Source organism: Xanthobacter autotrophicus (genome assembly GCF_005871085.1).
GTDB lineage: Bacteria > Pseudomonadota > Alphaproteobacteria > Rhizobiales > Xanthobacteraceae > Xanthobacter > Xanthobacter autotrophicus.
Genome location: NZ_VAUP01000004.1, coordinates 123,094 through 147,611, shown reverse-complemented (window position 1 = coordinate 147,611; position 24,518 = coordinate 123,094). Strand labels below are relative to the sequence as shown.

General features: G+C 65.8%; 23 protein-coding genes. 10 read left to right on the top strand and 13 right to left on the bottom strand.

Annotated elements, in window-relative coordinates:
- Positions 1-12: 12 nt before the first annotated feature.
- The 5 genes from FBQ73_RS01710 (at position 13) to FBQ73_RS23340 (ending at position 2,381) form a co-directional block, all read left to right on the top strand.
- Positions 13-231 (top strand): hypothetical protein, encoded by a 219-nt coding sequence (locus tag FBQ73_RS01710; RefSeq protein ID WP_138397791.1) that lies wholly within the window; start codon positions 13-15, stop codon positions 229-231.
- A 109-nt stretch (positions 232-340) separates the two neighbouring features.
- Positions 341-799 (top strand): hypothetical protein, encoded by a 459-nt coding sequence (locus FBQ73_RS01705; protein ID WP_138397790.1) that lies wholly within the window; start codon positions 341-343, stop codon positions 797-799.
- 234 nt (positions 800-1,033) lie between these two features.
- A complete protein-coding gene (locus tag FBQ73_RS01700) occupies positions 1,034-1,660 on the top strand; it encodes a hypothetical protein (protein WP_138397789.1) in 627 nt (208 codons plus the stop codon).
- 187 nt (positions 1,661-1,847) lie between these two features.
- Positions 1,848-2,141, top strand: coding sequence for a DUF6538 domain-containing protein (locus FBQ73_RS01695; RefSeq protein ID WP_138397788.1), 294 nt, complete (start codon positions 1,848-1,850; stop codon positions 2,139-2,141).
- Between the two features lie 105 nt (positions 2,142-2,246).
- Positions 2,247-2,381, top strand: a complete 135-nt coding sequence (locus FBQ73_RS23340; RefSeq protein ID WP_281278774.1) for a hypothetical protein — start codon at positions 2,247-2,249, stop codon at positions 2,379-2,381.
- A 927-nt stretch (positions 2,382-3,308) separates the two neighbouring features.
- On the opposite strand, the gene FBQ73_RS01685 is transcribed toward FBQ73_RS23340, so the two are convergent.
- Positions 3,309-3,527: a hypothetical protein gene (locus tag FBQ73_RS01685; RefSeq protein WP_138397787.1), complete on the bottom strand. Its 219-nt coding sequence runs from the start codon at positions 3,525-3,527 to the stop codon at positions 3,309-3,311.
- A gap of 386 nt (positions 3,528-3,913) precedes the next feature.
- Here FBQ73_RS01685 and FBQ73_RS01680 point away from each other — a divergent pair, with 386 nt between their 5' ends.
- Complete coding sequence (locus FBQ73_RS01680; RefSeq protein WP_246089509.1) at positions 3,914-8,233, top strand: chemotaxis protein CheB; 4,320 nt, start codon at positions 3,914-3,916, stop codon at positions 8,231-8,233.
- A gap of 358 nt (positions 8,234-8,591) precedes the next feature.
- Positions 8,592-8,759, top strand: coding sequence for a DUF3309 family protein (locus FBQ73_RS01675; protein ID WP_138397785.1), 168 nt, complete (start codon positions 8,592-8,594; stop codon positions 8,757-8,759).
- 79 nt (positions 8,760-8,838) lie between these two features.
- Here FBQ73_RS01675 and FBQ73_RS01670 read toward each other — a convergent pair whose 3' ends face one another.
- Positions 8,839-9,201: a response regulator gene (locus FBQ73_RS01670; RefSeq protein ID WP_138397784.1), complete on the bottom strand. Its 363-nt coding sequence runs from the start codon at positions 9,199-9,201 to the stop codon at positions 8,839-8,841.
- Positions 9,202-9,512: 311 nt separating this feature from the next.
- On the opposite strand from FBQ73_RS01670, the gene FBQ73_RS22655 reads away from it, so the two are divergent.
- Positions 9,513-9,659, top strand: a complete 147-nt coding sequence (locus FBQ73_RS22655) for a hypothetical protein (RefSeq protein ID WP_170218706.1) — start codon at positions 9,513-9,515, stop codon at positions 9,657-9,659.
- A 390-nt stretch (positions 9,660-10,049) separates the two neighbouring features.
- On the opposite strand, the gene greA is transcribed toward FBQ73_RS22655, so the two are convergent.
- Complete coding sequence (gene greA, locus FBQ73_RS01665) at positions 10,050-10,526, bottom strand: transcription elongation factor GreA (protein ID WP_138397783.1); 477 nt, start codon at positions 10,524-10,526, stop codon at positions 10,050-10,052.
- A 401-nt stretch (positions 10,527-10,927) separates the two neighbouring features.
- Between greA and rnk the strand changes: the two genes are divergently transcribed.
- Together rnk and FBQ73_RS01655 are read left to right on the top strand one after the other, a co-directional pair.
- Complete coding sequence (gene rnk / locus FBQ73_RS01660; RefSeq protein WP_138397782.1) at positions 10,928-11,359, top strand: nucleoside diphosphate kinase regulator; 432 nt, start codon at positions 10,928-10,930, stop codon at positions 11,357-11,359.
- 148 nt (positions 11,360-11,507) lie between these two features.
- Positions 11,508-12,212 (top strand): SDR family oxidoreductase, encoded by a 705-nt coding sequence (locus FBQ73_RS01655; protein ID WP_138397781.1) that lies wholly within the window; start codon positions 11,508-11,510, stop codon positions 12,210-12,212.
- 180 nt (positions 12,213-12,392) lie between these two features.
- Here the strand turns inward: FBQ73_RS01655 and FBQ73_RS01650 are convergent, their stop codons facing one another.
- The 10 genes from FBQ73_RS01650 to FBQ73_RS01605 all read right to left on the bottom strand — a co-directional run bounded on the left by FBQ73_RS01650 (position 12,393) and on the right by FBQ73_RS01605 (position 24,341).
- The gene (locus FBQ73_RS01650) at positions 12,393-14,900 is read right to left on the bottom strand and encodes a heavy metal translocating P-type ATPase (protein WP_138397780.1); all 2,508 of its coding nucleotides are present in this window, start codon (positions 14,898-14,900) and stop codon (positions 12,393-12,395) included.
- A 140-nt stretch (positions 14,901-15,040) separates the two neighbouring features.
- Positions 15,041-15,520: a DUF4345 domain-containing protein gene (locus tag FBQ73_RS01645; RefSeq protein WP_246089508.1), complete on the bottom strand. Its 480-nt coding sequence runs from the start codon at positions 15,518-15,520 to the stop codon at positions 15,041-15,043.
- A gap of 520 nt (positions 15,521-16,040) precedes the next feature.
- Positions 16,041-16,418 (bottom strand): hypothetical protein, encoded by a 378-nt coding sequence (locus FBQ73_RS01640; protein ID WP_138397779.1) that lies wholly within the window; start codon positions 16,416-16,418, stop codon positions 16,041-16,043.
- 21 nt (positions 16,419-16,439) lie between these two features.
- Positions 16,440-19,652 carry an efflux RND transporter permease subunit gene (locus FBQ73_RS01635; RefSeq protein ID WP_138397778.1) on the bottom strand — a complete coding sequence of 1,071 codons (3,213 nt, stop codon included), beginning with the start codon at positions 19,650-19,652 and terminating at the stop codon, positions 16,440-16,442.
- Positions 19,649-20,056, bottom strand: coding sequence for a P-II family nitrogen regulator (locus tag FBQ73_RS01630; protein WP_138397777.1), 408 nt, complete (start codon positions 20,054-20,056; stop codon positions 19,649-19,651). The genes FBQ73_RS01635 and FBQ73_RS01630 overlap by 4 nt, the downstream gene beginning before the upstream one ends.
- A complete protein-coding gene (ihpB, locus tag FBQ73_RS01625) occupies positions 20,046-21,077 on the bottom strand; it encodes a divalent metal ion exporter adaptor subunit IhpB (RefSeq protein WP_138397776.1) in 1,032 nt (343 codons plus the stop codon). Before ihpB ends, FBQ73_RS01630 begins: the two co-directional genes overlap by 11 nt.
- Positions 21,074-22,375 carry a TolC family protein gene (locus tag FBQ73_RS01620; protein ID WP_138397775.1) on the bottom strand — a complete coding sequence of 434 codons (1,302 nt, stop codon included), beginning with the start codon at positions 22,373-22,375 and terminating at the stop codon, positions 21,074-21,076. Before FBQ73_RS01620 ends, ihpB begins: the two co-directional genes overlap by 4 nt.
- A gap of 65 nt (positions 22,376-22,440) precedes the next feature.
- A complete protein-coding gene (locus FBQ73_RS01615) occupies positions 22,441-22,866 on the bottom strand; it encodes a hypothetical protein (RefSeq protein WP_138397774.1) in 426 nt (141 codons plus the stop codon).
- A 189-nt stretch (positions 22,867-23,055) separates the two neighbouring features.
- Positions 23,056-23,784, bottom strand: coding sequence for an anti-sigma factor (locus FBQ73_RS01610; RefSeq protein ID WP_138397773.1), 729 nt, complete (start codon positions 23,782-23,784; stop codon positions 23,056-23,058).
- Positions 23,781-24,341 carry a sigma-70 family RNA polymerase sigma factor gene (locus FBQ73_RS01605; protein ID WP_170218705.1) on the bottom strand — a complete coding sequence of 187 codons (561 nt, stop codon included), beginning with the start codon at positions 24,339-24,341 and terminating at the stop codon, positions 23,781-23,783. Before FBQ73_RS01605 ends, FBQ73_RS01610 begins: the two co-directional genes overlap by 4 nt.
- Positions 24,342-24,518: the final 177 nt, after the last annotated feature.

Sequence of the window (24,518 nt, the reverse complement as noted above, 5' to 3'; positions counted from 1 at the left end):
GTATTTATGAGGATGACCATTCAAGAGCGCCGTGATTTCGCGCTCATGCGTTTGGAAATCGCGCAATTGCGTGCCGAGAACGAGCGCCTGCGGGCGACCGTCGAGCCGCTGGACGACGCGGAGTTTGAAGCCCTCCTGGCCGACCTCGCCCGCGAATTCGCGCTGAAGCCCACCATTCGCATCAAGGCGCCATCGCGCGTTCAGGCGTCCACAACGATCATTGATGTTTAAGACGCCTATTTTGATGCTTGAAACATCAAAAACTGCCTACAGGCGCCTAAAGCTTTCCGTTGAAATGTGTGATTAATAGGAGGCCTCCCAACTAGGAGGTAAAAAGTCTATGACTACGTATTGTGAAGATCTTAATGCTCTGGAAGCTCGCCTGATCGGCAGCTCAACCCCGCCGAATGGGAACGAAGCATCTGGATTAGTGGACACCCAACGCATGCCGCTTGTGGAAGCATGTATTGATTTTATCGAAGCGCATCGTCACATAATCACTCGCGATGCCGTACTTCGAATGGCTAACCACCTCACCGGCACTGAGTTTTGTTGTGTGGTGATGGAAAGCGCGCTTGGCGTTGCCGGGGCTCACTACAGGCCGGAGAACTTCCGCATTCCCCATTGGGAAGATTCTCCGGCCGAAAAGCGGCGGACGGCGTCCGACGCAGAGGCCCGCGCGGCGACGAATGCGTTATTGAACAGGGGGAAGGGCGGCGCTTCGAAAGAGATCCGGCACAACGTCGACAATCGGGCAATGGTTCAGGCATTCTTTGGAGAGGACTCCGACAACCCATAGGCATCGCCCATCGGCTACACGGCATGAAAGGCGGCACCCTCACCCGGTGCCGCCTTTTTCAGCTTGAATATGTTCCCCATTTGTTTCATGTCCACCAGATATCCGGAATGCAGACGCGCTTGTGGAGATGAACCATATCTTTAGAATTAAGCGGGCGACATTCGCCGCCGCTCTTATTTTCACCGATGCGACCCCCGACCGGCCTCACGTCAGGCATATTTCAATGGAACTGGAATGAACTCGGAAGAGATAGCAACATATATCTCAACACTCGGAACCACGGTATCCATTCTATTTTCCGGATGGGCCGCCCTTGCTGCATCAAGAGCGGCAAAATCCGCCTCTGAGCAAGCTGAAATTACGAGAAAACAATTAATATCGGATCAACGTGCGTGGATATTAAATGAAGTACTTAATATTGAGGATTTTTCTTTTAACGAAAAATCAATCAGCATGACATTCAATGTTAAAATTTCAAATATTGGAAGGACGCCCGCCCTCGACGTTACTACATATGTTAAGCTTTTAGATTACAAGAATTCCACAATACCTCTAATTGAAGATTTCGTAAAATCTCTTTGCTATGAAGAACCATATTCATCACGTCTGGTGATGCCGGGAGATACATATGTTAGGACATGGTGTCCAAGTTTTGAACTTGTTGACTCCGATTCGAATCAAATGTTCGCTTTAATAGCTATCGTATGTTGTACCTACAAAACCTTGCATGATGACAATTTCCACCAAACGGTCAGGACTTTTATGCTTAGTAAATTTGAGAAACAATCCGTTTTGTTTGATAAAGATACGATAAGTTCGGATATTACGATTTCCAATCATGGCTACGGTAGGGCGACATAGTTTATGTACCTACGTCATTCTATCCAGAATATTTCACGTACGATTTTGTTGATTGTCCAAAACCTGTCCGCCCAAGCGTCCAAAATACCTCCGCTCGCAATTTTTCTTTCATTGTTTTCAATAGCTTATCGCGTTCATTTTTGAATTCAATCCTCTCTCGCAGCACCATTCCAACCCATTGCAAATCTTGAACGATCGCAAGCCTTCGAGGCTGTTTCGGCTCGGGCGCCGCTGGACCTTCCGGGCGTTCGTGCCGGAGGAGCTGCGAGCGATCATCGACAAGCGGGAAATCTGGAAAAGCCTCGGCGCGGTCAGCTACCGCGAGGCCTTGCGCCTGTCACACGTCGAGTCGGTGAAGGCCGACGCCCTGTTCGCGGAGGCGCGGGCGAAGCGCGCCGGCGGCACGACTGACGACACCCCCGCGTCGGTGTCGGACAGGGCATCGCCAAGGCAGCCGCACAAGAGAGCATGCTGCAACTGAACGACGGCCGGGACATTCTCAGGGCCACGGAAGCCCTGCTCCCTCAAGACGAGGTCCAGCGAGCGGGTCATTCCAGTCCACCCCGCCATCGTCGACGAAGGCTTCATGGACCGGCTCAAGGCGGCGCCCGAGGGGCAGCTATTCGGCAGTTCCGCCAGTTCTTATATGAGCCGCTGGGTGCGCTCGGAGAACGTCGGCATCAAGCGCAAGGGCATCTCCCCCAACTGCGCCACCTGCTGAAGGCCCTGGCCCAGCGCTATCAGGTCGGCGACGAGGCTCGCGAATATATTCTCGGGCACGCTTCGGCCGACGTGCACCGGAAATACGGCGCGACTGATGTGATACTGCCGGGACTGGCGGTGGAGATGGAGAAAATCGCCCCCTTGGGCGTTCCGTAGGGGCGTTGCCGTACTCATCGTTCTCGCGGCATTGCCGTTGCAACCGGTTGGCGCGGGCGAGGTGGGAGAAGTCTGGCAACAGCGGTTGCGCGGTATAGAAGCGCACGCCGTCCTCGCCGGTCGCCACCAGCCCCACTCCGTGCCGGGCGAGGAGGCGCGGCACGTCGTGGCTGACGCTCGATCCGGGGCCCAGCACGACAAGCGAAACGAATTGATGCGGGGCAGACCATAGCGTCCCGCCGGCGTCACGCCGCCCCCGGCGCAGTCGAAGGTGAGACAGCCCTCTTCGACCGCCAGCCTTCCCCGGTCGAGGCTGACAAGGCCGTGGCGATCGGAGTGCGGCAGCCGCGCCGTCTCGAGTCCGAGGCGTCCGGGCAGCATTCACGCCTCCGGTGGCGAGAGCAGCAGCATGCCGTAGCCGAACGCACGGTGCCGGCCCACCCCTTGTGGAACGGTTGGTGCTTGCCAGCCATCTTGTGGGCGACGTGGAGGTACAAGCAGAGCCAACGGACGTGGCACCGATCGATGGCGGCTTTCAGTTTCGGTTCGGGCCGCGTGCATTCTTGTATGACCGTTTTGGGCTTCGCATGAGGTCCCCTCAATGAGGAAGAAGGGGCAACGTCACGCGACATCGCAAGAAAGCCGCGCTCATCTTCGGACCGGCATCCCGGTGAGGTTCGGGGTCGTCGTAAGTATCGCAAGATTTGGCTGCCACGGACGATGTCAGCACCGCCGACCCCTCTGAGATTTTGGGATCGCCTGCTGGTGATTATTTGAATTGATTTAATTGCCGAGTGGATCGTTTTTTAGGAGCCAGCAGCGATTCAAGTGCGTGGGGGCGATGGTCCTGAAGGTGTCGGCAGCGCTCAGAAGCGGCGTTGGCATGGGCAAGATTGGCCTTGAAAGGCTTCACCGCTTTTTGGCGTGTCCTGCGCCGTTCATCCGGTCCGGGGATTTCCCTGGCGGCGCCCGCTTCAATCCGCATCATGCTCGATCTGCCCCAAACGGGGCCGTCCGATCCTGAACGGGACGATCCAGAACCGCGATTGATGACATATAACGTCCAATGCCAACAATATTCTTTTAAGAAAAGATAATGTCATCATGATGTTGTCGGGTACGACTTGGACGAACTGGCCGTTGTACACGACCTTGACTGCGCACCTCGATCGCAATTTCACGAGGGACTGCACGACGCTTTTTGTTGATGAAAACCAAGGCATCAGCGCGCGAAATACACGAAATTTCACAAATCATGACAGAATGAATTAGAGTGGGCATGCAAGGGTCTATAGTGCCGGTTAGATGAGGAACATGCCGAAGCTGCCTGTGCGTGCGACCACATCGACCGCGCCACGATCACGGGGGCGTCCCTTGGAGACGGGAAAGCCCTCGCGCGGGTCCCGGCAGTTCCACGTCATCGGCGTCGGCGCTTCGGCCGGTGGGCTCGATGCCTGCAAGAAACTGCTTGCCGCGCTTCCCGCCGATCACGGAATGGCGCTCATACTGGTCCTGCACCTTGATCCGACCCATAAAAGCCTGATGGCGGATCTGCTCGCCCCGCACACCTCCATGGTGGTGCAGCAGGTGGCCGATGGCATGCCGGTGGAGCCGGATCATCTTTATGTCATCCCGCCCGGCTTCTACCTGTCGGTCAATGGCGGCCAGCTGCGCCTCTCCGCGCCTGCGGCGCCCCATGGGGCGCGACTGCCGTTCGACTTCCTGCTGAAGTCGCTGGCCGCCGAGTACGGCTCCAACGCCATCGGCGTGGTCCTCTCGGGAACCGGGACCGACGGCAGCGCGGGCCTCAAGGCGGTAAAGGAGAACGGCGGCTTCACCGTCGCGCAGGATCCGGAGGAGGCCGACTACGACGGCATGCCGCGCAGCGCGATCGCCGCCGGCGCTGTGAATGTTGTGCTGCCCGTGGAGAAGATCCCCGAAGCCTTGCTCACCCGCACCCGGCAGCCGGCCCACCCCCCCATGAACGCCGCTTTGGTGCAAATCGTTGATCTTTTGCGGTCGAGCACGGCGTTCGACTTCACCCTCTACAAGCCCGGAACGCTGCAACGCCGGACCGAACGGCGCATGGCCCTGGCAGCCATGGGCGCCGAGGACATGGAGCGATACCTCGACCTGTTGCGAAAGGACCCTACGGAACTGGACCTCCTCACCAAGGATCTGCTCATCAACGTCACCGAGTTCTTCCGCGACCCCGAGGTCTTCGCCTTTCTCGCAGACAAGATCATTCCCGATCTGGTGCGCGCCCATCCCCCAAGCCACCCCCTGCGCATATGGGTGCCCGCGTGCAGCACGGGCGAGGAAGCCTATTCCCTGGCCATGCTGGTCTTCGAAGCGATCGGGGCACTCAGGCGCAACATCCAGTTGCAGGTGTTCGCCTCGGATGTCGATCCCGATGCCGTCGCAAAGGCGAGGGAAGGCTTCTATCCCGAGGCGATTGCGCAGAGCGTCTCTCCCGAACGGCTCGAACGCTTTTTCATGAAGGACGCGGGAGGCTTCAGGATCGCGGCGGACCTGCGCGCCGCGGTGGTATTTACCGTGCAGAACGTGCTGGCGGACCCGCCCTTCTCACGCCTCGACCTGATTTCTTGCCGCAACCTGCTGATCTATCTGTCTCCCGAGGCGCAGGCCAAGGTCATTTCCCTGTTCCATTTCGCGCTTCTCGACGACGGCCTTCTCCTGCTCGGCACCTCCGAAGAGGTGGGCCAAGCCGACTGCAGGTTCGATGTGGTCTCCAAGCCGGTCCGGCTTTACCGGCGCGTCGGACAGCGCCGAACAGGAACGCTGTCCTTCCAGGTCGGCTCGTCCGATGGCGTGCTCCGCCCTTTGCGCCCAGCCAGGATTGCGACGCCGTCGCGCCAGGCCGCCCTCGCCGAACTCTGCCGGCAGGCCGTCCTGGAGGCCTATGCGCCGGCCGCGGTTTTGATCAACCGTACTTACGAATGCCTCTATTCCCTCGGCTCGACCGATCCCTATCTGCGGCTCGCGCCGGGCCACCCGACCCACGACCTGCTCTCCATGGCCCGGGAGGGCGTCCGCACCAAGCTCCGGGCCGCGATCCAGCAGGCGAGCCAGGAGAAGAAGCGCGTGGTCGTGACGGGCGGCCGGACGCGCGGGGACGGCAAGCCCCTCCCCTTCAGCATCGCCGTGCACCCGTTGCAGAGCGAAGGCGAGGAACTGCTGCTGGTCTGTTTCCTCAATGCCGCCACGCCCGGGGCCTCGCCCGAGCGACCGCTCCCGGCGCGCAATGTATCGCGCGTGGTCGAGCTGGAGCAGGAGCTCCAGTCCACGCGCACGGAACTTGAGAGCGCCATCCGCAATCTCGAATTGTCCAGCGAGGAGCAGAAGGCGGTCAATGAGGAGGCGCTGTCGGTCAACGAGGAGTTTCAGTCCACAAACGAGGAGCTTCTGGCTTCCAAGGAAGAACTGCAATCCCTTAACGAGGAGCTGACAGCCCTCAACGGCCAGCTCCAGGAAACGCTGGAGCGGCAGCGCACCACGTCGAGTGACCTGCAGAACGTGCTTTACAGCACCGACGTGGCAACCCTGTTCCTCGACATGGAGCTGAAGATCCGCTTCTTCACCCCGGCAACGCGCGCGCTCTTCAGCGTCATTCCGGGCGACGTGGGACGGCCTCTGTCGGACCTCCGCTCGCTGGCCGCCGACGGGACGCTGACCTCTGACATAAAGGCCGTGCTTGCGGGTCAAACGGCGCAGGAGCGGGAAATCGAGACCAGCGACGGGGCTTGGTATGTTCGCCGCATTCTGCCCTACCGGACCCAGGACGGCGGCGTCGACGGCGTGGTCATCACCTTCGTCGATGTCACCGAACGCCGCCGGGCCGCCGACGCGCTCGAAACCGCGAAGCGGGACGCGGAACTGGCGAACAGCGCCAAGTCCCGCTTCCTGGCCGCCGCGAGCCACGATCTGCGCCAGCCCCTGCAATCGCTGGTCCTACTTCAGGGGCTTCTGGCGAAGGTGGCGGAGGGCGAGAAGGCGGAGCGGCTGGTCACGCGCCTGGATGAGACCATCAGCGCCATGTCCGGCATGCTGAATGCACTGCTGGACATCAACCAGATCGAGGCCGGCACCATAAAGGCGGACATAACGAGCTTCGCCATCAACGATCTGCTCGATCGCATGCGGGAGGAGCTGACGTATCACGCGCGCGGCAAAAAGCTGAGCCTGAGCGTGATCGCCTGCGGCCTTTCAGTGGAAAGCGATCCGCGCCTGCTGGAGCAGATGCTGCGCAACCTCATCTCGAATGCGCTGAAATACACCCTGCGCGGCCGCGTGCTGGTGGGCTGCCGCCGGCATGGGCCGTGGTTGCGCATCGAGGTGTGGGACACGGGAATAGGCATTCCCCAGACCGAGCTGCGTGCCATCTTCGACGAATACCACCAGCTCAACAACGCGGCCCGCGAGCGCAACCTGGGCCTTGGGCTGGGCCTCTCCATCGTGCAGCGGCTCGGCCTGCTGCTCGGTCATCCTGTCCATGTGCGATCGCGTCCCGGCCATGGCTCGGTCTTCTCGATCGACGTCAAACTCTCTCCTGCGTCTGCGACGCGTCACGATGCGTCCGCCCTCGGCCCCGTCACGGTCACCGGCAAAGATGCCACGAGCCGGAAGGCCGCGGTTCTCGTGATCGAGGACGATCCCGACGTCCGCTCCCTGCTCAAGCTCCTGCTCACGACCGAAGGACACGCCGTGACGGTCGCGCCCGACGGCGACGCCGCGCTCACCTTGGTGGAGCGCAACGCCATCCGGCCCGAACTCATCCTGGCGGACTACAATCTGCCCAACGGCATGACGGGTCTCGATGCCGCAACACGCCTCCGCGCCAAGCTGCGCTGGCGCATCCCCGTGGTTATCGTGACCGGAGACATATCGACGAGCGCCCTGCGCGCCATCGCGGCTCACGACTGCGTACAGCTCAACAAGCCGGTTAAGGCGGAGGATCTGATCCGCGTTATCCAGGGCCAGCTTTCCACGCAGCCGCTACCCGTCGCGCCGGACGTCCCATCCGCGGGCGGGGAACACGCGCCGGCGGCTTCGCCAGTCATCTTCATCGTCGACGATGATGATCCGGTCCGGCAGAGCATGCGCAGCGTGCTGGAGGAGGACGGCCGGACAGTCGAGGATTACGACAGTTGCGAAGCCTTCCTCGAAGCCTTCGGCCCAGGTCGTGACGGCTGTCTGCTCGTCGATGCCTATCTGCCCGGCATGAAGGGGCTGGAGCTGCTGCAACGGCTCCATGCGACCGGTCATGGCATGCCGGCCATCATGATCACCGGCAACAGCGATGTCCGCATGGCGGTCGAGGCCATGAAGGCCGGCGCCTTTGACTTCATCGAGAAGCCGGTGGGCCGCAGGGAATTGCTCGCCTGCGTCAAACAAGCCCTCGACCAGGGGCACGACGCGGAGACGCGGCCGGTATGGCGCGCGGCAGCCGCCGAACAATTGTCGACACTGACGCATCGCCAACGCGAGATCCTAGACCTGGTGCTCGCCGGGCATCCCAGCAAGAACATCGCCGCAGACCTCGGCATAAGCCAGCGCACCGTCGAGAACCACCGCGCGGCCATCATGAAGAAAACCGGCGCCAAGTCGCTGCCAGCCCTTGCCCGCATCGCGCTCGCCGCAGCCTGGACGGCGACCGGCGAACCCTTCACCTGACGTCGACCACGTCTGCCGGGGTGGAAACGCTGCCGAGGCGGCCTCTTTCCATGAGGCCGCCCGCACCTTGAAGCACAACGCCCTTCACTTGGCGCATGTGAAATCCGGAAGGGCCTTCAGAGGCTCCTTCGTCGCGCCGGGATGGCGGCGAGACCGGGTGTCGGCGAGGTGCCCAGGCTGTGCTGCGAAGCTGAGTAGTTTCCGAGCCTGCCGCCGTGCTCTCGCGGAGCTAGAATGTGGTCGATGCAGCGTATCTGCGCAAGTGATCCGCCTGCCGCTTCGCGCGGCCTGAAGACTGCCGGGCCGGACATATCCGGAAGAGTTCCGTCAGTCGAAAATAAGTCAAGGAGGCCGGAACGTGAGCACAATACTTTTGATCGTGGTTCTTATTCTGCTGTTCGGCGGCGGAGGCTATTACGGCTTCAACCGCTATGGCGGTCGCGGGCTCGGGGGCGTACTCGGCCTGATCCTGCTCATCATCGTCGTGCTGTGGCTCCTGGGCGGGCTCCAGGGGCTTCATCTCTGACGCATTGAGAACCGGAAGAGATCAGGCGGGAGCAGCCTTGCATATGGCTGACCCGCGCGCCTGCGGGCCGCCGCTCTGTTCAGGGCGGCGGCATGTTGTCGATCATGCGCTGGATGGCGCGGGTGAGGACTTCTGGCCGAAATGGCTTCTCCACCACAACGGCTGCCGGCAGGACCGCCTTGACGCTCGCCGCATCGCCGCTGACGAAGACGTGGGGCACCTGCCGGCTTCGACAGATGGTCTCGACCGCCGAAATGCCGCTGCCTTCCCGAAGCCAGGCGTCCACGATCAGGAGGTCCGGCCGGCAGCGATCGGCGGCCGCGACGGCCTCGGCCTCCGTCGATTCGACGGCACACACCTCATGGCCCAGGTCCTCGAGCATCTCGGCGAGATGAGTCCCGATCATGAAATCGTCCTCGACGATAAGGATCCGCAGTATCATGCGCAGTATCCCGGGGCCATATGGCAGCCCACCCGCCGGAACGTCCGTCCGAGCGCGACAAGCTCCGCCAAAGTTCCATGCATGAACACCATTGGGCGCCTCCCGGTTGATGCGGCCGGAAATCCACCGGCGGCAGAACACCGCCGCCGGCAGGGCGCGATCGCGGTATGCCGCGGCGGGGGAACCGCACCGCCTGCAGGTTGCACGCTGGAAGGAAGAAAGAGCAGGGTCGGAAACTACTCACCCTGGCAAGGCCGACCCGCCCGCCTCCGGCACCACAACAGACTGTCCCGTCACCAAGGTCGAACGCGATGAACCGGAATATTCTCTACCTTGCCATCGGCGCACTCGTGCTCGCCGTCGCCGTCGTCGGATACCAGCTCTACAAGGAGCGGCAGAAGCCCTCCGGCATCGAGATCAGTATCGGCAAAAGCGGCATCTCCATCGAGGAAAAATAAGGCTGGAATAGACTGAATGCCCCCCCCGCGCGCGGCGCGGAGGGGCCGGCATCCATTCGCCTCGGCGGCGTTCCTGACCGGCGGGACGAGCCGGCGTGAGGTCGGCGCAGGCTCCCTTCAGTGCGGCCCGCCGTGGCGCTTGTCTGGCGTTTCCGAGAGGGTTGCGATCTCGCTTGATCCGGACCTTCCCCCAGATCAAAGGCCCCTTCTGTCTCGGCCGCTCGGGCTGGCACGCCCGCTTCCTGCCGGCGGGGGTGGGAGCCGCGGGGTTTCGGCAGTTTTGCTCCCACAATGGGATGGCTCAGATTTATCATCGCCAGAAAGGGACGCACGAGGCGCAGGTTGCAGAACCCGTGCGGCAGACGAACGGTGCACTGCTGAAAGTGCGCATCAAGCGATCTCCAGCACCTCCACCTCACGGCCGGCCACCATCGCCACATCCCCCACGACCTTGCTCATCAGGGCCTTCGCCAGCGGCGAGACATAGGACACCGAGCCCTTGGCCGGGTCGGCCTCGTCCTCGCCGACGATGCGAAACACCTGGCGGCGGCCATCCTCGCGGTCGATGGTGACGGTGGTCCCGAACTGGACCGACCGGGGATGGGCAACAGCTTCGACCAGCTGGGCGCTGGCCCGCCGGGCGCTGTAGTAGCGCAGGTCGCGGGTCGCCCGCGCCATGGCCATCCGGTCGGCCTGCACATCACCGGTCTGCGCCTGCGCATAGGCGGCCCGCGCCTCGCCCAGGGCCGCATCCAGCGCCGCCATCCCTGTGGGCGTCACCAGATTTGCATGGGGCGAGATCGGCCGGTCCGGGAGGTCGGCTGCGGTCGCTTCGAGGTCGTTTTCGCGCGTAAAGGCGACGGACATGCTGAACGGGATCCAGGTTGGCCAAGACCGGCGAGCATACAACGCGGCTCCCGCAAAGTCGCCCTGCTGCCCGGGCAGCGCTTCCCTGTTCGTTTCCGTGCAACCGGTTGCGTCCCGCCAAACGGCTCACCGTCCGCAGCACTTGACATAAGGTAAGCCGACGGGCTGTGATCCGCCCATGAGCGCGACGACCCACACCCTCCGCCGCCCCTGCCCCATCGCAGGACAGTAGCCCCGCGCTCGGCCCCCGCGCCCCGAGCGCCGGGGTGATGATGTCTCGCCGTGTGCCACCACGGCACACGATGACGGCGCTCCAACGCTCTCCCATTCCCCAAGCCTTGCCCGTGCCACCGCTCAACCGTGGCCGCGCGATGCCAGGCAGTCCTGCGAAGACGCTAATCATGATGAAAAAGCAATCCAACTCCTCATCCAGGTCCCCCCGCCTGCCCGCCCTCGTTCTGAGCCATCCGGATCACGAGCGCCTCGCCAACCTCGCCACGGCCGCGCTCGACCGCATCCCCGACGTGGCCGAAGAGCTGCTCGCCGAGTTGGACAGGGCCCGCGTGGTGCCTATCGCCCGTGTTCCCGCCACCGCCGTGCGGATGGGCTCCAAAGTGACCTACGAAGCGGGTGGCACCACTCGTACCGTGACGCTGGTCTACCCGGAAGACGCCGACATCGCCGCCGCCAGGGTCTCGGTAATGACGCCCATCGGTGCCGCCCTGATCGGCCTCTCCGAAGGCCAGTCCATCTGCTGGACGGCTCGTGACGGCCGCCGCCACGCGCTGAAGGTCATCCAGGTCCAGCCACCGGAGGGCAAAGCGCTCGCCTGAACTCGGGCGTCGCCTCGCCCGTCCGGTCGCTGCAACCCCTTGCACGGCCTTCAAGCCAATCCGACAGAAAGGGGCGCATGACATCCCTGCCCGGTTCGGGAAACATGCGCTCCGGCATCACAAACACCATCCAATGGGAGAAGAGGCCATGGCGGGAGACAAGGTCGCGCTGGTCACGGCAGGCGGCAGCGGCATGGGGGCGGAAGCCGCCCGACGGCTCGCAGGGGACGGCTTCAAGGTGGGCATCCTGTCATCGTCCGGGAAAGGCGAGGCGCTCGCGCAGGACCTGGGCGGGTTTGGCCTGACCGGCTCCAACCAGTCGAACGACGACCTAAAGCGCCTTGTCGATGAGGCGCTGGAACGCTGGGGCCGCATCGACGTGCTGGTGAACAGCGCTGGCCATGGACCGAGGGCACCGGTGCTGGAGATCAGCGATGACCAGTGGCACACCGGGCTCGACGTCTATCTGATGAATGTGATCCGCCCGACGCGCCTCGTCACCCCCGTGATGCAGGCGCAGAAGTGGGGCGTGATCATCAATATTTCCTCGGCATGGGCATTCGAGCCCACCGCCATGTTTCCCACCTCCGCCGTATTCCGGGCCGGCCTTGCCGCCTTCACCAAGATCTTCGCCGACACCTACGCCCCCGACAACGTGCGGATGAACAACATCCTCCCCGGCTGGATCGACAGCCTGCCCGCCACCGAGGAGCGCCGGGACAGCGTGCCCATGCAGCGCTATGGCACGAGCCAGGAGATCGCCGCGACCGTCGCCTTCCTCGCCTCCGATGGGGCGGGCTACATCACGGGCCAGAACCTCCGCGTGGATGGCGGCCTCACCCGATCCATCTGACGCGCGCCCTGGCGCCGTCAGCTCTCTGCGGATCGGGAACCGTCTCGGACAGGGGCGGCCATGCGGGGATCGGCCTTGCCCGCAAGATCCGGGCATGCCTTCAACCGGTTGCTGTGCTGCAGCCGGTTGTACCGTTTGACGGTCGCGGTCATTCCTCGTCGCGGCCGCCCTCGGCCGGGGTCAGTCCTGCCGATCACGATAGGCCAGCAGGCGCAGCGCGTTGAAGACCACCACCAGGGTCGATCCTTCATGCGCCGCGACCGCCGGGCCGATGCCGAGGCCCAGGATCGTCGCCGGCACCAGAAGCGCCACCACCCCAAGGCTGATGAGCACGTTCTGCAGGATGATGGAGCGGCTGTGGCGGCTCAGCCCCACCGCGAAGGGCAGGTGCAGCAGGTCGTCGGCCATGAGGGCGACGTCGGCGGTCTCAAGCGCCACGTCGGAGCCCGCCGCGCCCATGGCAATGCCAACGGTGGCGTGCGCCATGGCGGGCGCGTCGTTCACCCCGTCACCCACCATGGCGACCTTGGCCTCGTCCCGCAGCTTCTGGATCGCCTGGACCTTGTCCTCCGGCATCAGGTTGCCCCATGCCTCGTCCAGCCCCACCTCCCGGGCGATGGCATCCGCCACCTTCTGGTGATCGCCGGAGATCATGATCATCCGCGTGATGCCGAGAGCGCGGAGCCGCTGGAGCGCAATGCGCGCGGTGGCGCGCGGCGTATCCATCAACCCGATCGCCCCGAGGTCCCTGTTGCCGCGCCGAACCACCATCGTGGTTCGCCCGCCCTCGCGCAGGGTTTCGATGGCGCTCGCCATGGCCGCGCCGAGAGGCGCAATCCCGTCGGCGCCGAACATCTCGGTCTTGCCAATCCACACCGGCTGGCCGGCGACCGTGGCGGTAACCCCCCGCCCGGTGAAGCTCCTGAGATCACTCGCCTCGGGAACCGCGCGATCGCCCAGCCGCGCGCGTCCGTCGCGGGCGATGGCGGCGGCGAGGGGATGGTCGCTGAGGGCCTCCACGGCCACCGCCACGGCGAGAAGCTCGCCTTCCGAGACACCCTCGGCCGGCACGACATCGGTGATGCGCGGCGTGCCCTCGGTGAGCGTTCCCGTCTTGTCGAAGGCGATGGCCTTGAGCGAGCCCAGGTTCTCCAGCGGCCCGCCGCCCTTCACCAGCACGCCGCCGCGCGCCGCCCGCGCCACGCCGGAGAGCACCGCGCTCGGGGTGGCGATAGCAAGGGCGCAGGGGCTGGCCGCCACCAGCACCGCCATGGCGCGATAGAAGCTGGCGCTGAACGGCTCATCGATGACCACAAACGCGAACAGCAGCGCCACAGCGAGGATCAGAACCACCGGCACGAAGATCCGTTCGAACTTTTCGGTGAAGCGCTGAGTCTGGGACTTCTGCGTCTCAGCCTCGTTCACCATCTTCACCACCTTGGCCAGCGCCGTGTCGCTGGACAGGCGCGTCACCTCCACCTCGATGGCTCCCGCGCCATTGATGGTTCCCGCGAAGACGCGGGAGGATGAGCCCACCGTATCGGGCCTGGCGCGCGCCGCCGCCGCGTCCTCCACCGGGGACTTGTCCACCGGGATGCTCTCGCCGGTGACCGGCGCCTGGTTGATGGCCGAGGAGCCTTTCACCAGGAAGCCATCAGCCGGCAGCCGTGCGTTGGGGCGCACGACCACGATGTCCCCCACCCGCAGCTCCTCCACAGGCACCTCGTGGGTTTCGCCGCCGCGCCGCACCGTGGCGGTGCGCGGGGCGAGTTCCGCAAGGGCCTCGATGGCCTGCCTGGCCCGGCCCATGGCGTAGTGTTCCAGCGCGTGTCCGAGACTGAACAGGAAGAGCAGCAGCGCGCCCTCCGCGAAGGCGCCGAGGGCTGCCGCGCCGGCGGCGGCCACCAGCATCAGCGTGTCGATCTCGAACTTGCGCAGGCGAAGATTATCAACCGCCTCGCGCACCGTGTAGAAGCCGCCGAAGACGTATGCCGCGACAAAGCAGGCGACGGGCAGCCAGCCGGGTGCTTCGGAAACCAGCCGCTCGATGGCGAAGCCGATCCCAAGCATTGCGCCACAGGCCAGCGAGAAGATCAGCTCGGTATTCGGTCCGAGGAAGCCACCATGGGCGTGATCATGTGCGCCCTCGGCGTGGGCGTGTGTCCCGGCCCCGTGGTCGTGGCCATGGTCGTGGCCGTCCCCGTGATCATGGCCGGCGTGAGCATCCCCCGGTTCCCGCGCAGCGGCGGAACGGGCCTGCGCTACCCCCATTCCCGCCAGCGCGTCCCGGATCGCCTGCTCCGAGGCGATCCCACGGTCGAACTCGACGCGCACCATGCCCGAGGCGCTGGCCTCGGCCTCCATCACGCCCGGCAGCCCGCGCAGGCTCTCGGCGACGGTGCGCGCACGGCGTTCATGGCTGATCCCGTCGACCTGCCACAACACGTGGCCGAACCGCTCGGTGATGCGGGCGCCGACACTCAGCGCAAGCTCACGGATGCGGGGCAGGGTCACCACCGCCGGATCGTAATGGACGCAAAGCTGCACCGGCGCGCTGGCGGTGACGTGGACCTGCTCTATGCCCTCGCGCCCCTGCAACTCGCCGATCAACCGGGTGACACAGGAATCGGCGGCATCGGGCACGTTCGGCAGCAGGATCGGAATGTCCAGGCGCAGCTTTTCGGTCATCGTCTATGGTCCCTCAAGATGAGACGTGCTTCTGGGTCACGTCCACCTGGCAGTTGCGATCCCTTCGGACGGTGCCACTCTCGCGGCCCGCGTGGGATCGTGCGCCTTGCGTCCCTGGTACTTTTTTGCGTGGGGGGCGCTCAAAAATCCTTCTGGATTAACGGGATTTTTCCTTGGAGTTGGGCAATTGCCATCTGAAGCCTGGATGTGGTCGTTCTGAAAAACATGCCGCTTTGCTGGCATTTACGGAAATTGTCCGGCGTTTTCTGCTTCAAGGCCTCTCCGGCAGCCTGGCCGATGGAACTCATTTCAAGCCAGGCCTGATCCACATCGACCCCGACCGAGCGGGCGGACGCGTCCGCGGCACGCAGAACCTGCTGGGCCTCCGAGAGACTGACGGTTGGCTTGAAAGCGGGCTCGGACTGCTCCTGAAACGCTTCCGTGCAGCCTCGGATGGCAAAATACATCCCATACAGGAATTTCAGGTGACTGGTGGCCTGCGCCCGCAGATCGGCGGGCGTTGGCGGGGCCGGCGAGCCTCCTGCGGCTGACACGACCCCCATGTAAGCGGCATTCATGGCAATGAATATACACGCTGCGGAGACAATTAAAATCTTCATATGTCGGTCTCACCCGCTTTGAATTCAGGATGTGGCGAAAAGAGATGAAGTATCGCCGCATCCGATTTCAATGGCGCGGCGGCGCCAACTGGCGTCGGAGGCCATCAGGTCCGCCCGCCCCGGTGTGCCGCTGACGCCCGGCGCCGGAAGCCGGGACGCAGGGGACAGGCCGCCCCCATGACCCGCAGACGGCACGGCAGGGCTCCGCGAGGAGGCTTCACACCCCCGCTTCCTCCGCGAGGCCACCGGGATCGATCGCGGACTCATCGTGGTGCATCTGGAGGGCGCGGGGCGGGCGTGTCGTTGCGCGTCCGCTCCGCGTTGACCGGCGTGCTCCGGCCGTGGGGCGGGGGGTGGCCGAGCCCCAGTTGCGCGTCGCGGAAGTCGTGCCGCTGCTTCTCTCGATAGGTTTTCGGTTGCGGATCAAGCGCCAGGGCCGGCGATGCGACACCAAGAGCCAGCGCGCACAGGGCGCCGCGGACAAGCGCGTTCAGAACTGTCGATTTCACATTGTTCCCCTTTACGGCGCCGTGAACTTCGCCTGCCCGGACTTGCCGGCAGCGGTCCTGATGAGCAGGGTGATGGCGCTTCCCTTGGCGACCGGCGCCGGGGCTTTGCCAACCAGCGCCGGCCCCCCAGCGGCGAGCTGGATGGTCTTGCGGTCGGGACCGGAAACCAGCATGGCGGAACCGGTGAAGCCGGTGGTGTCGACCGGTTTTCCCGCCTCGTCGAGCACGTGGAAAGTCAGGCTCTCGCCCGCGACCACCAGTTCGGCATGAACACCGGCGATATCCTCCATGGGGCCGCCGTTCGGGCCCTTCTGGGCGCCATGGGCGTGCTGGGCCAGAGCCGGGGCGGCGGCGAACAGGCTGCAGGAGACGAGCAGGCACTTGAGCATATGGGGTCTCCGTCTTCGGGGTCAGTGGGGTGCGGCTTCCGCCGATGTGGCGAAGGCCTCGGGGCGCACACGCCTGGTCTCGCGCCGAAACAGCACGTAGAGCGCAGGCAGCACGAGCAGCGTGAGGATGGTGGAGGAGATGATGCCGCCGATGACCACGGTGGCGAGCGGCCTCTGCACCTCCGCCCCGGGCCCGGTGGCGACGGCCATGGGTACGAAGCCGAGCGAGGCGACCAGCGCTGTCATCAGGACCGGCCTTAGGCGGGTCAGAGCGCCTTCGCGCACGGCGGCGGCGATCTCCTGCCCGTCCTCCCGCAGGCGCTGGATGAAGGCGATGATGACGAGGCCGTTCAGCACCGCCACGCCCGACAGCGCGATGAAGCCGATGCCGGCGCTGATGGACAGCGGCAGGTCCCGCAGGATGAGCGCCGCGATGCCCCCGGTGAGCGCCAGCGGCACACCGGAGAACACAAGCAGCGCATCCGCCACCGATCCGAAGCTCATGAACAGCAGCAGGAAGATGAGCAGCAGCGCGACGGGCACCACGATGGCGAGCCGCTGGGTCGCGGAAACCAGCTGTTCAAACTGGCCCCCCCAGCCGATCCAGTAGCCCTCAGGCAGCTTCACGGTTTCGGCCACCTGCCGCTGGGCCTGCGACACGAAGGAACCGAGGTCGCGTTCACGCACGTTGGCGCTCACCACGATGCGGCGCTTGCCGTCTTCCCGACTGATCTGGTTGGGGCCGGGGGCGATGGTGAGCGTGGCAATGGCGGAAAGTGGCACATACCGGATCTGCGCCGTCGCGGTTGGTGTCCAGGCCGCCCGCAGCGGCTTGTCGGCCCCTGTCGCGGGCGGCAGCGGGATGGGGAGCGCGCGCAAGGCCTCGATGTCGGTCCGCAGGTCCTCCGGCAGGCGGACGATGATGTCGAAGCGACGGTCGCCCTCGAACAGGACGCCGGCGCTGCGCCCACCCACCGCAATCTCGATGAGCTCCTGCACCTCCGCGACGCTCACGCCGTAGCGCGCCATCACCGGACGGTTCAGGGTGACGGTCAGCACCGGCAGGCCCGAGACCTGCTCGGTCTTTACGTCTGCCGCGCCCGGAATGGTCCGGATGACGCCCTCGACCTGCCCGGCCACCCGAAGCAGCACGTCGAGGTCATCGCCGAAGATCTTCACGCCCACGTCGGAGCGGATGCCGGAGATCAGCTCGTTGAAGCGCAGCTGGATCGGCTGGGACAGCTCGTAATTGCTGCCCGCCACCTGCTCGGCCGCCTTCTCGATGTTCTCCATCACCTCCGACTTCGACTTCTTCGGGTCCGGCCACTCTGCACGCGGCTTCAGCATCACGTAGCCGTCGGAGATGGAGGGCGGCATGGGGTCGGTCGCCACCTCCGCCGTGCCGGTGCGGGCGAACACCTCTCTCACCTCCGGCACATTGAGCAGACTCTTCTCCAGCGCCTGCTGCATCTCCAGCGACTGGGTGAGGCTGGTGCCCGGCACCCGCAGGGCCTGGATGGCGGCGTCGCCCTCGTCGAGGCTCGGGATGAACTCTCCGCCCATGCGCGCGGCCGCGAGCCCGGAGGCGATGACGAGCGCCCCCGCCCCCACCGCCACGAGGGCGCGGTAGTTGATGGCGGCGTCGAGCAGCGGCGTGTAGATGCGCCGGGCCGCCCGCATGATGAAGTTCTCGTGCTCCGACACCTTGCCGGTGACGAGGAGCGCCACCGCCGCCGGCACGAACGTCATGGAGAACAGGGCCGCCGCGCCAAGGGCCATCAGCACCGTGACGGCCATGGGGGTGAACATCTTGCCCTCGACCCCGGTGAGGGTGAGGACCGGCAAATAGACCACCGCGATGATCATGGTGCCGAACAGGCTCGGTCGGATCACTTCCTTAGCGCCGGCGAGGATGGTCTCGAAGCGCTCGGCCCGCGTCAGCAGGCGGCCGCGGCGGTGCTGCTCGACGGCGAGCAGGCGCAGGCAGTTCTCGACGATGATCACCGCGCCGTCGATGATGATGCCGAAGTCGATGGCGCCAAGGCTCATGAGGTTGGCGCTCACCTTGTTCTCCACCATGCCGGTGATGGTGAGCATCATGGCGAGCGGGATGACGCAGGCGGTCACCAGCGCCGCACGGAAATTGCCGAGCAGCACGAACAGCACCACCACCACGAAGAGCGCGCCCTCTAAGAGGTTCTTCTCCACCGTGGCGATGGTGGCCTCCACGAGGTGGGAGCGGTCGTAGACGGCCCGGGCGATGACCCCCTCGGGCAGCGAGCGGGAGATCTCCTGCAATCGCGTGGCGACGCGCTGGGCCACCGTGCGGCTGTTCTCGCCGATCAGCAGCATGGTGGTGCCGAGCACCACCTCCTCACCGTTCAGCGTCGCGGCGCCGGTGCGCAGGTCGCGGCCCTCCCGCACGTCGGCCACGTCGCCGATGCGGAGGGGGGTGCCCCCCTTGGTGCTGATGACGATATCGCTGATCTGAGCCGCGTCCGCCACCTGGCCGGGCGTGCGCACCAGATACTGCTCGCCGTTGCGCTCGATATAGCCCGCGCCCACATTCGCGTTGTTGGCGGCGAGCGCCGCCATCACGTCGCGGAACGTGATGGCATAGGCCATCAGGCGGGCGGGGTCCGGCAGCACGTGAAGCTGCCGCTCGAAGCCGCCGATGGTGTTCACCTCCACCACGCCCGGAACCGTGCGCAGCTGCGGCTTGATGATCCAGTCCTGGATGGTCCGCAGCTCGGCTGGGGTGAAGGAGGTGCCGTCGGGCTTGGTCGCGCCGGGCTTCGCCTCCACCGTGTACATGTAGATTTCGCCGAGGCCCGTGGAGATGGGGCCGGGCGCGGTCTCGACGCCCTGGGGCAACTGGTCCTTGGCCTGCTGGATGCGCTCGTTCACGAGCTGGCGGGCGAAATAGATGTCGGTCCCGTCGCGGAACACCACGGTGACCTGGGAGAGGCCGTAGCGCGAGAGCGAGCGGGTATATTGCAGGCCCGGCAGGCCGCCCATGGCGGTCTCGATGGGGAAGGTGATGCGCTGCTCCACCTCCAGCGGCGAGAAGCCCGGCGCCTGGGAGTTGATCTGCACCTGCACGTTGGTGATGTCCGGCACCGCATCGATGGGCAGGCGCGTGAAATTCCACGCGCCGAACGCGCCGACGATGAGGCAGGCGATCACCACCAGCCAGCGCTGGCGGATGGAAAAGGCGAGGATGGCGTCGATCATCGCGCCTCCTCCTGATCGCGGGCTTGCGCCTGAGCCTGGGTTTCGCCCGCCTCGCGGATGCGGGAGAAGCGCTCCACCGGCGTGACGAAGACCACGCCGTCACCCCGGCGCCCGGTCCACCCGGCCCGGGTGAGGGTTGCGATCACCGTTTCCACGGCGGCCGCGTCGCAGACGATCTGCATCTGGAGATGGCGCTGATAGGTGAGGTCGTATTCGCTCGCCACATAGGTGCCGCCGGCCCCGCGCCCACGCCCCTGGCCGCGCGCCTCGGTGAGGGTGAAGCCGGGGAATTCGGGCAGTTCGTGCAGGGCGCCCACCACGCGCCCCTCCAGGTGCGGATGGATGATGGCGGTGACGAGCCGCAGGCCGTCGTCGACCACGCCGGAGGACGCCTCAATGCTCATGGCTGGCACTCCCCTTGGCGAGTTCGGCCTTCACCACGAAGCTGTTCTTCGCGGCATAAACATCCCCGGGCACGAGGCCGAAGCTCACCTCCGCCCATTCGCCGTCGCGTTCGCCCAGCTCCACGTCGCGGGGCTCGAAGGCGTCGCCGTTTCGCACGAAGACGACGGTTCGTCCCTCGACGGACTGGAGGGCACCGAGCCGCACGGCGAGGTCCACCGGCTTTTCCGAGAGCGCGATGGTGCCCACCGTGAACAGGCCCGGCCGCAACCGGAAGCCGTCATTGGGAATGACCACGCGGGCCAGCGCCGTCTGGGTATCGGCGGCGCCAATGGGCGAGACATAGGCCACCGCGCCCAGAATGGGCGGGCCACCATCCTCCGGATCCACAGCCACCTTGTCGCCCACCCGCACCCTGGAGAAGTCGTGGCGATAGACCGACAGGTCCACCCACAGCGTGGAGAGGTCCGCCACCACGAAGGCCGGTTTCTGTTCCGAGGCGTATTCCCCGAGCGCCACTTGCCGGTCCACCACGGTGCCTGCCATGGGGGCCTTCAGATCGTAGGTGGTGAGGGACTGGTTGCTCTCGATGACGGCCAGCACCTCGCCCTTCTGCACCGTGTCGCCGATGCGCTTGCGGATCTCGCGCACGATGCCCGGAAAGCGCGGCGTCACCTGCACCACCGCTTCCTGGTTGGTCTGGACGAGGCCGTTCAGGCGCAGCTTCTGCCGCAGCTTTTCCGGCCCTGCGGTCTCAAGGCCGATGCCGGCGGCGGCAAGCTTGGTGTCGTCGAGCTCCACGCCGCCTGCGCCGTGGCCACCCTCCTCGCCGTGCCCCTTTTCCGCGTGTCCCTTTTCCGGGTGTCCCTTGTCCTCATGCCCCTGTTCCCCGTGCCCGCTTTCGGCGGCCGGGCTGGCCGAGGTGAGGCGCATGGGACGATCGGAAAGGGCGTAAAACGCCCCGGCCCCGGCCACGAGGCCGATGAGGATCATGGCAAGGTCGCGTCGCGCCGGGCGGCTCATCTGGTTTTTCCCTTGCTGAAGTGCACCGGCCGCCCGGTCAGGCCTTCGATGGTCGCGAGCGCGACGTGGTAGGTGACGAGCGCATCGAGCTCGCGCAGGGCGGCATCGGTGAGGGAGGACTGGGCGTCGAGGAGTTCCAGCAGCGTATAGCGACCCTGCCCATAGCCCTCCGCGACGCCCTCAAAGGCACTGCGCGCACCGGGAATGGTGCTGGCACGCAGCAGAGCGATCTCGTCATGGGCCGCCGTGAGCTGGTCATGGGCGCGGCCGAGCTGGGAGACGAGGGCGCTGCGGGCGATGGCTTGCTCGGCTTCCGCCTTGAGCAGAGCTTCCCGGGCCTCCGAGATATTCCCCTCATTGCGATCGAAGATCGGAATGGGGACCGAAAGGGTAAGGCGCATGCCGCTGTCGGCGGTCTCGTTGTAGTGGCGGTAGCCGATGCCAAGGGTCACGTCCGGCACGGCCTTGGCCTGTGCCGAGCGCACTTCCGCACGGCGCTGCGCTTCCACGGCCGTGAAGCGCGTGAGCTGCGGGTTGCCCTGCGCTTCCTTCAGGAGCCGCGGCAGCGGGGGTGGGACATGGATCCGCAGGAGGTTACCGGTGACGCGCCCGAACTTTGCGTCCGGCTGGCCCATCAGCAGCGCCAGCTCGCGCCGGGCGGTGCCGAGCGCCGCCCGGGCCCGGTCCAGCTCCACCCGGGCGAAATCCCCGGCGACGCGGGCGCGGGAGATCTCGGCTGGAGACGAGGCGCCGGTTTCCACCCGCTGTTGGAGCAGCGGATGGAGCCGCGCGATGGCGTCCGCCTGGGTCTGCAGCACGTGCATCCGCTGCTGGGCGCCCAGCACGGAGGCGAAGGCGGCTGTGGTCTCAGCCAACACCTGGAGGCGCGTCGCCTCCCGCTCCCAGCGCGCGACACTGGTGCCGGCGCCGGCCGCGGCCATGCGCGCCTCGCGCTTGCCGCCCAGCTCGACGAGCTGGCTGATCTGGAGCGTCTGCTCGGCGAGGTCGAGGCCCTGGTAACTGTTTGAGCCGAAAGCGTTGTCCACCTCCAGCGACAGGTTCGGGTTCGGCAGGGCGGCGGCCTGCCGATCGCGGCCGCTCGCCATGCCGATATCCCGCTCTGCCGCGGTGAGGCGCGGATTGGCGGCAAGCGCACGCGCCAGGGCGCTGGTGAGGGTCAAGGGATGCGCGGGCTCGGCGCGCAGCGGCAACGCCGGAAGCAGCGCGAGCGCTGCCCCAAGCGCGAGCACGCGTCCGAGCGCGCGTCGGAGCGCGCGTCCTTGGGCACGGGGGAACATGATGTGATCCGATGTCTGATGGCACAGCGCCGACGCAAAGCGTCAGCGCGCGGACAGAATGCGGATCAGGCGCGTGGGGGGCGAAGGTCCGTCGGGACGGTACGGCCGAGAACGGAGGGCTCGGTTACGTCGGCGGACACGACGGCAAGGCGCTGGCCCAGGGAGGCCGAATGCGCCGGCATGACCGCCACATGGCAGCCGTGGCAATCATGAAGCACGGAGGTCTGCGATTTCGCTGGCGACTGTGTCTCGGCCGGCGCGGGCTCGATCACGCTCGCATCCGGGGCGCCCGCATCCGGCTCGCCGGCCACAGCCATCAGGGCCGATGCCGATGGGTGCGATACCGCACCCGCCGTCTCATCGCTGACGCACGCTGCAAACGAAGCCTCAAGCGAGCCGACCACCAGGCAGAGGCTGACCATCACCGCGAGGACCCGGCGAAACGCCAGGCCGCGGAAGGATGCCAGAACCAGTGCCAGAACGCGAAGCATGCCTTAGGAAAGAACTCAATTCGCCGGAGGTGTCAAGTCCGTCACGATCGCTGCCGGATGTTCGGGAACACCGGTGTTTTTCTTGCCGAAACTCTTTCGTCGACTGTATCTCCTGCTGTCGTTCCACGTCCGCCCATCCCGGCACAGAGCTCCACCGCCATGCAGTCCGCGGGGCCTCCGCCGGTCCCCTCACAGCGCGCGGCTGGCGGTGCCCTTCATCAGGATGGGGCCGGTGGGGCGGCCGGTGGGGGAGCCGCCGGCCGGTTCCAGCGTCACCTCGAAGAGCTGCTCCGGCACCGCCGTGGGCAGGCCCTTGAGTTGCAGGTCGAGGCTGTGCAAGGCGTTCACCAGGCCCACCGAGACCGGACCGCGCGCGCGGTCCCACAGGGTCCAGACCTGAAGCGCCTTGCCCTCCGGCGCCCGCAGCGCGGCGAGCGGAACCAGTTCGGCGCGGCCGTCCCTGAAGGTGTTGACCACCGCGGCCGGCCGGTTGTCATCGGACAGCAGCACGGCCACCAGCACCGGCGCGCGCGCCGTCTCGCGCATCTGGAAGCCGAGGCCGATGGCGAGCAGCAGCGCCGCAGCCGCAGCTCCCATGCCGATGCCGCGCCACACCGGCAGGCTCTCCCACGCGGCGGCCAGCGCCAGGCGCCAGCCGGATGCCGGCCGCGTGGTGCGGGCGGGCGACGGGGCGGCGGCCGGCCGCGCGGTGGCGGCGGCAATGCGCGCCCAGACCGCGGCCGAGGGGACCTGCGCGGGAGCGGAGAGATCGAATTCGGCGAGGCGGGAGCGCCAGTGCTCCACCGCCCTGGCAAAGGCGGGATCGGCCACAAGGCGCGCCGCGCAGGCCTCGGCCTCATCATGGTCGAGCAGCCCGAGCACATATTCGCCGGCGCGGGCGTCGAGATCCTCGCTCATGCCATGCACTCCCTGAGCGCAAGCAGGCTCCTGCGGATCCACGATTTGGCGGTGCCGAGGGGAATGCCCATGCGGCCCGCCAGTTCACCATGGCTGAGGCCGCGCGTGTAGGCGAGCACGATGGCGACGCGGCGCGGCGGATCGAGCCGCTCCAGGCAGCGCCGCAGCGCGCCCGCCTCCGACAGGGCGCACACCACGGCCTCGGCGTCGGGCGCGTCGCTGGCGAGGGCCAGGGGCTCGAAATCGTCGGTGAGGTCGGTGCGGCCCTCCGCGCGCAGCACGTTGAGCGCGCGGTGGCGCAGGATCGCAAATATCCAGGTGACGGCGCTGCCGCGGGCGGGATCGAACGTCGCCGCCTTCTCCCAGATGCGCACGAATGTGTCGTGCACCACGTCCTCGGCAAGATCGCGCCGGCGCAGCAGGCGGATCGCGACGCCGGTCATCTGCGGCGCGATCCGATCATAAATCTCCCGCAGGCAGGCATGGTCGCCGCGCGCGCAGCCCTCCAGCGCACGCGCCAGCGCGTCGGGATCGATCCGCGTGGCGCTCGATGTCATTACGGCCATCGCCTGCTCAGCCTTCCGCGTTGCTGGTGACCTGCCTTCCGTTACGGCGCCCGAGGAACGGCGGATGCGTCGGATGAAATAATTCTCAACGCCGCCGCATCCGTTGGCGAGGGCCGCGTGTAGCCGCTTCGACCCGGCCGCGATGGTCGGAGCGACAGCAGGAGAACG

What these genes read in the sequence shown, in the direction of transcription:
- FBQ73_RS01710 (WP_138397791.1), top strand. Translation starts at nt 13, where the DNA reads ATGACCATTCAAGAGCGCCGTGATTTCGCGCTCATGCGTTTGGAAATC.
- FBQ73_RS01705 (WP_138397790.1), top strand. Translation starts at nt 341, where the DNA reads ATGACTACGTATTGTGAAGATCTTAATGCTCTGGAAGCTCGCCTGATC.
- FBQ73_RS01700 (WP_138397789.1), top strand. Translation starts at nt 1,034, where the DNA reads ATGAACTCGGAAGAGATAGCAACATATATCTCAACACTCGGAACCACG.
- FBQ73_RS23340 (WP_281278774.1), top strand. Translation starts at nt 2,247, where the DNA reads ATGGACCGGCTCAAGGCGGCGCCCGAGGGGCAGCTATTCGGCAGTTCC.
- FBQ73_RS01685 (WP_138397787.1), bottom strand. Translation starts at nt 3,527, where the DNA reads ATGATGCGGATTGAAGCGGGCGCCGCCAGGGAAATCCCCGGACCGGAT.
- FBQ73_RS01670 (WP_138397784.1), bottom strand. Translation starts at nt 9,201, where the DNA reads ATGATACTGCGGATCCTTATCGTCGAGGACGATTTCATGATCGGGACT.
- FBQ73_RS22655 (WP_170218706.1), top strand. Translation starts at nt 9,513, where the DNA reads ATGAACCGGAATATTCTCTACCTTGCCATCGGCGCACTCGTGCTCGCC.
- greA (WP_138397783.1), bottom strand. Translation starts at nt 10,526, where the DNA reads ATGTCCGTCGCCTTTACGCGCGAAAACGACCTCGAAGCGACCGCAGCC.
- rnk (WP_138397782.1), top strand. Translation starts at nt 10,928, where the DNA reads ATGATGAAAAAGCAATCCAACTCCTCATCCAGGTCCCCCCGCCTGCCC.
- FBQ73_RS01655 (WP_138397781.1), top strand. Translation starts at nt 11,508, where the DNA reads ATGGCGGGAGACAAGGTCGCGCTGGTCACGGCAGGCGGCAGCGGCATG.
- FBQ73_RS01650 (WP_138397780.1), bottom strand. Translation starts at nt 14,900, where the DNA reads ATGACCGAAAAGCTGCGCCTGGACATTCCGATCCTGCTGCCGAACGTG.
- FBQ73_RS01645 (WP_246089508.1), bottom strand. Translation starts at nt 15,520, where the DNA reads ATGAAGATTTTAATTGTCTCCGCAGCGTGTATATTCATTGCCATGAAT.
- FBQ73_RS01640 (WP_138397779.1), bottom strand. Translation starts at nt 16,418, where the DNA reads ATGCTCAAGTGCCTGCTCGTCTCCTGCAGCCTGTTCGCCGCCGCCCCG.
- FBQ73_RS01635 (WP_138397778.1), bottom strand. Translation starts at nt 19,652, where the DNA reads ATGATCGACGCCATCCTCGCCTTTTCCATCCGCCAGCGCTGGCTGGTG.
- FBQ73_RS01630 (WP_138397777.1), bottom strand. Translation starts at nt 20,056, where the DNA reads ATGAGCATTGAGGCGTCCTCCGGCGTGGTCGACGACGGCCTGCGGCTC.
- ihpB (WP_138397776.1), bottom strand. Translation starts at nt 21,077, where the DNA reads ATGAGCCGCCCGGCGCGACGCGACCTTGCCATGATCCTCATCGGCCTC.
- FBQ73_RS01620 (WP_138397775.1), bottom strand. Translation starts at nt 22,375, where the DNA reads ATGTTCCCCCGTGCCCAAGGACGCGCGCTCCGACGCGCGCTCGGACGC.
- FBQ73_RS01615 (WP_138397774.1), bottom strand. Translation starts at nt 22,866, where the DNA reads ATGCTTCGCGTTCTGGCACTGGTTCTGGCATCCTTCCGCGGCCTGGCG.
- FBQ73_RS01610 (WP_138397773.1), bottom strand. Translation starts at nt 23,784, where the DNA reads ATGAGCGAGGATCTCGACGCCCGCGCCGGCGAATATGTGCTCGGGCTG.
- FBQ73_RS01605 (WP_170218705.1), bottom strand. Translation starts at nt 24,341, where the DNA reads ATGACATCGAGCGCCACGCGGATCGATCCCGACGCGCTGGCGCGTGCG.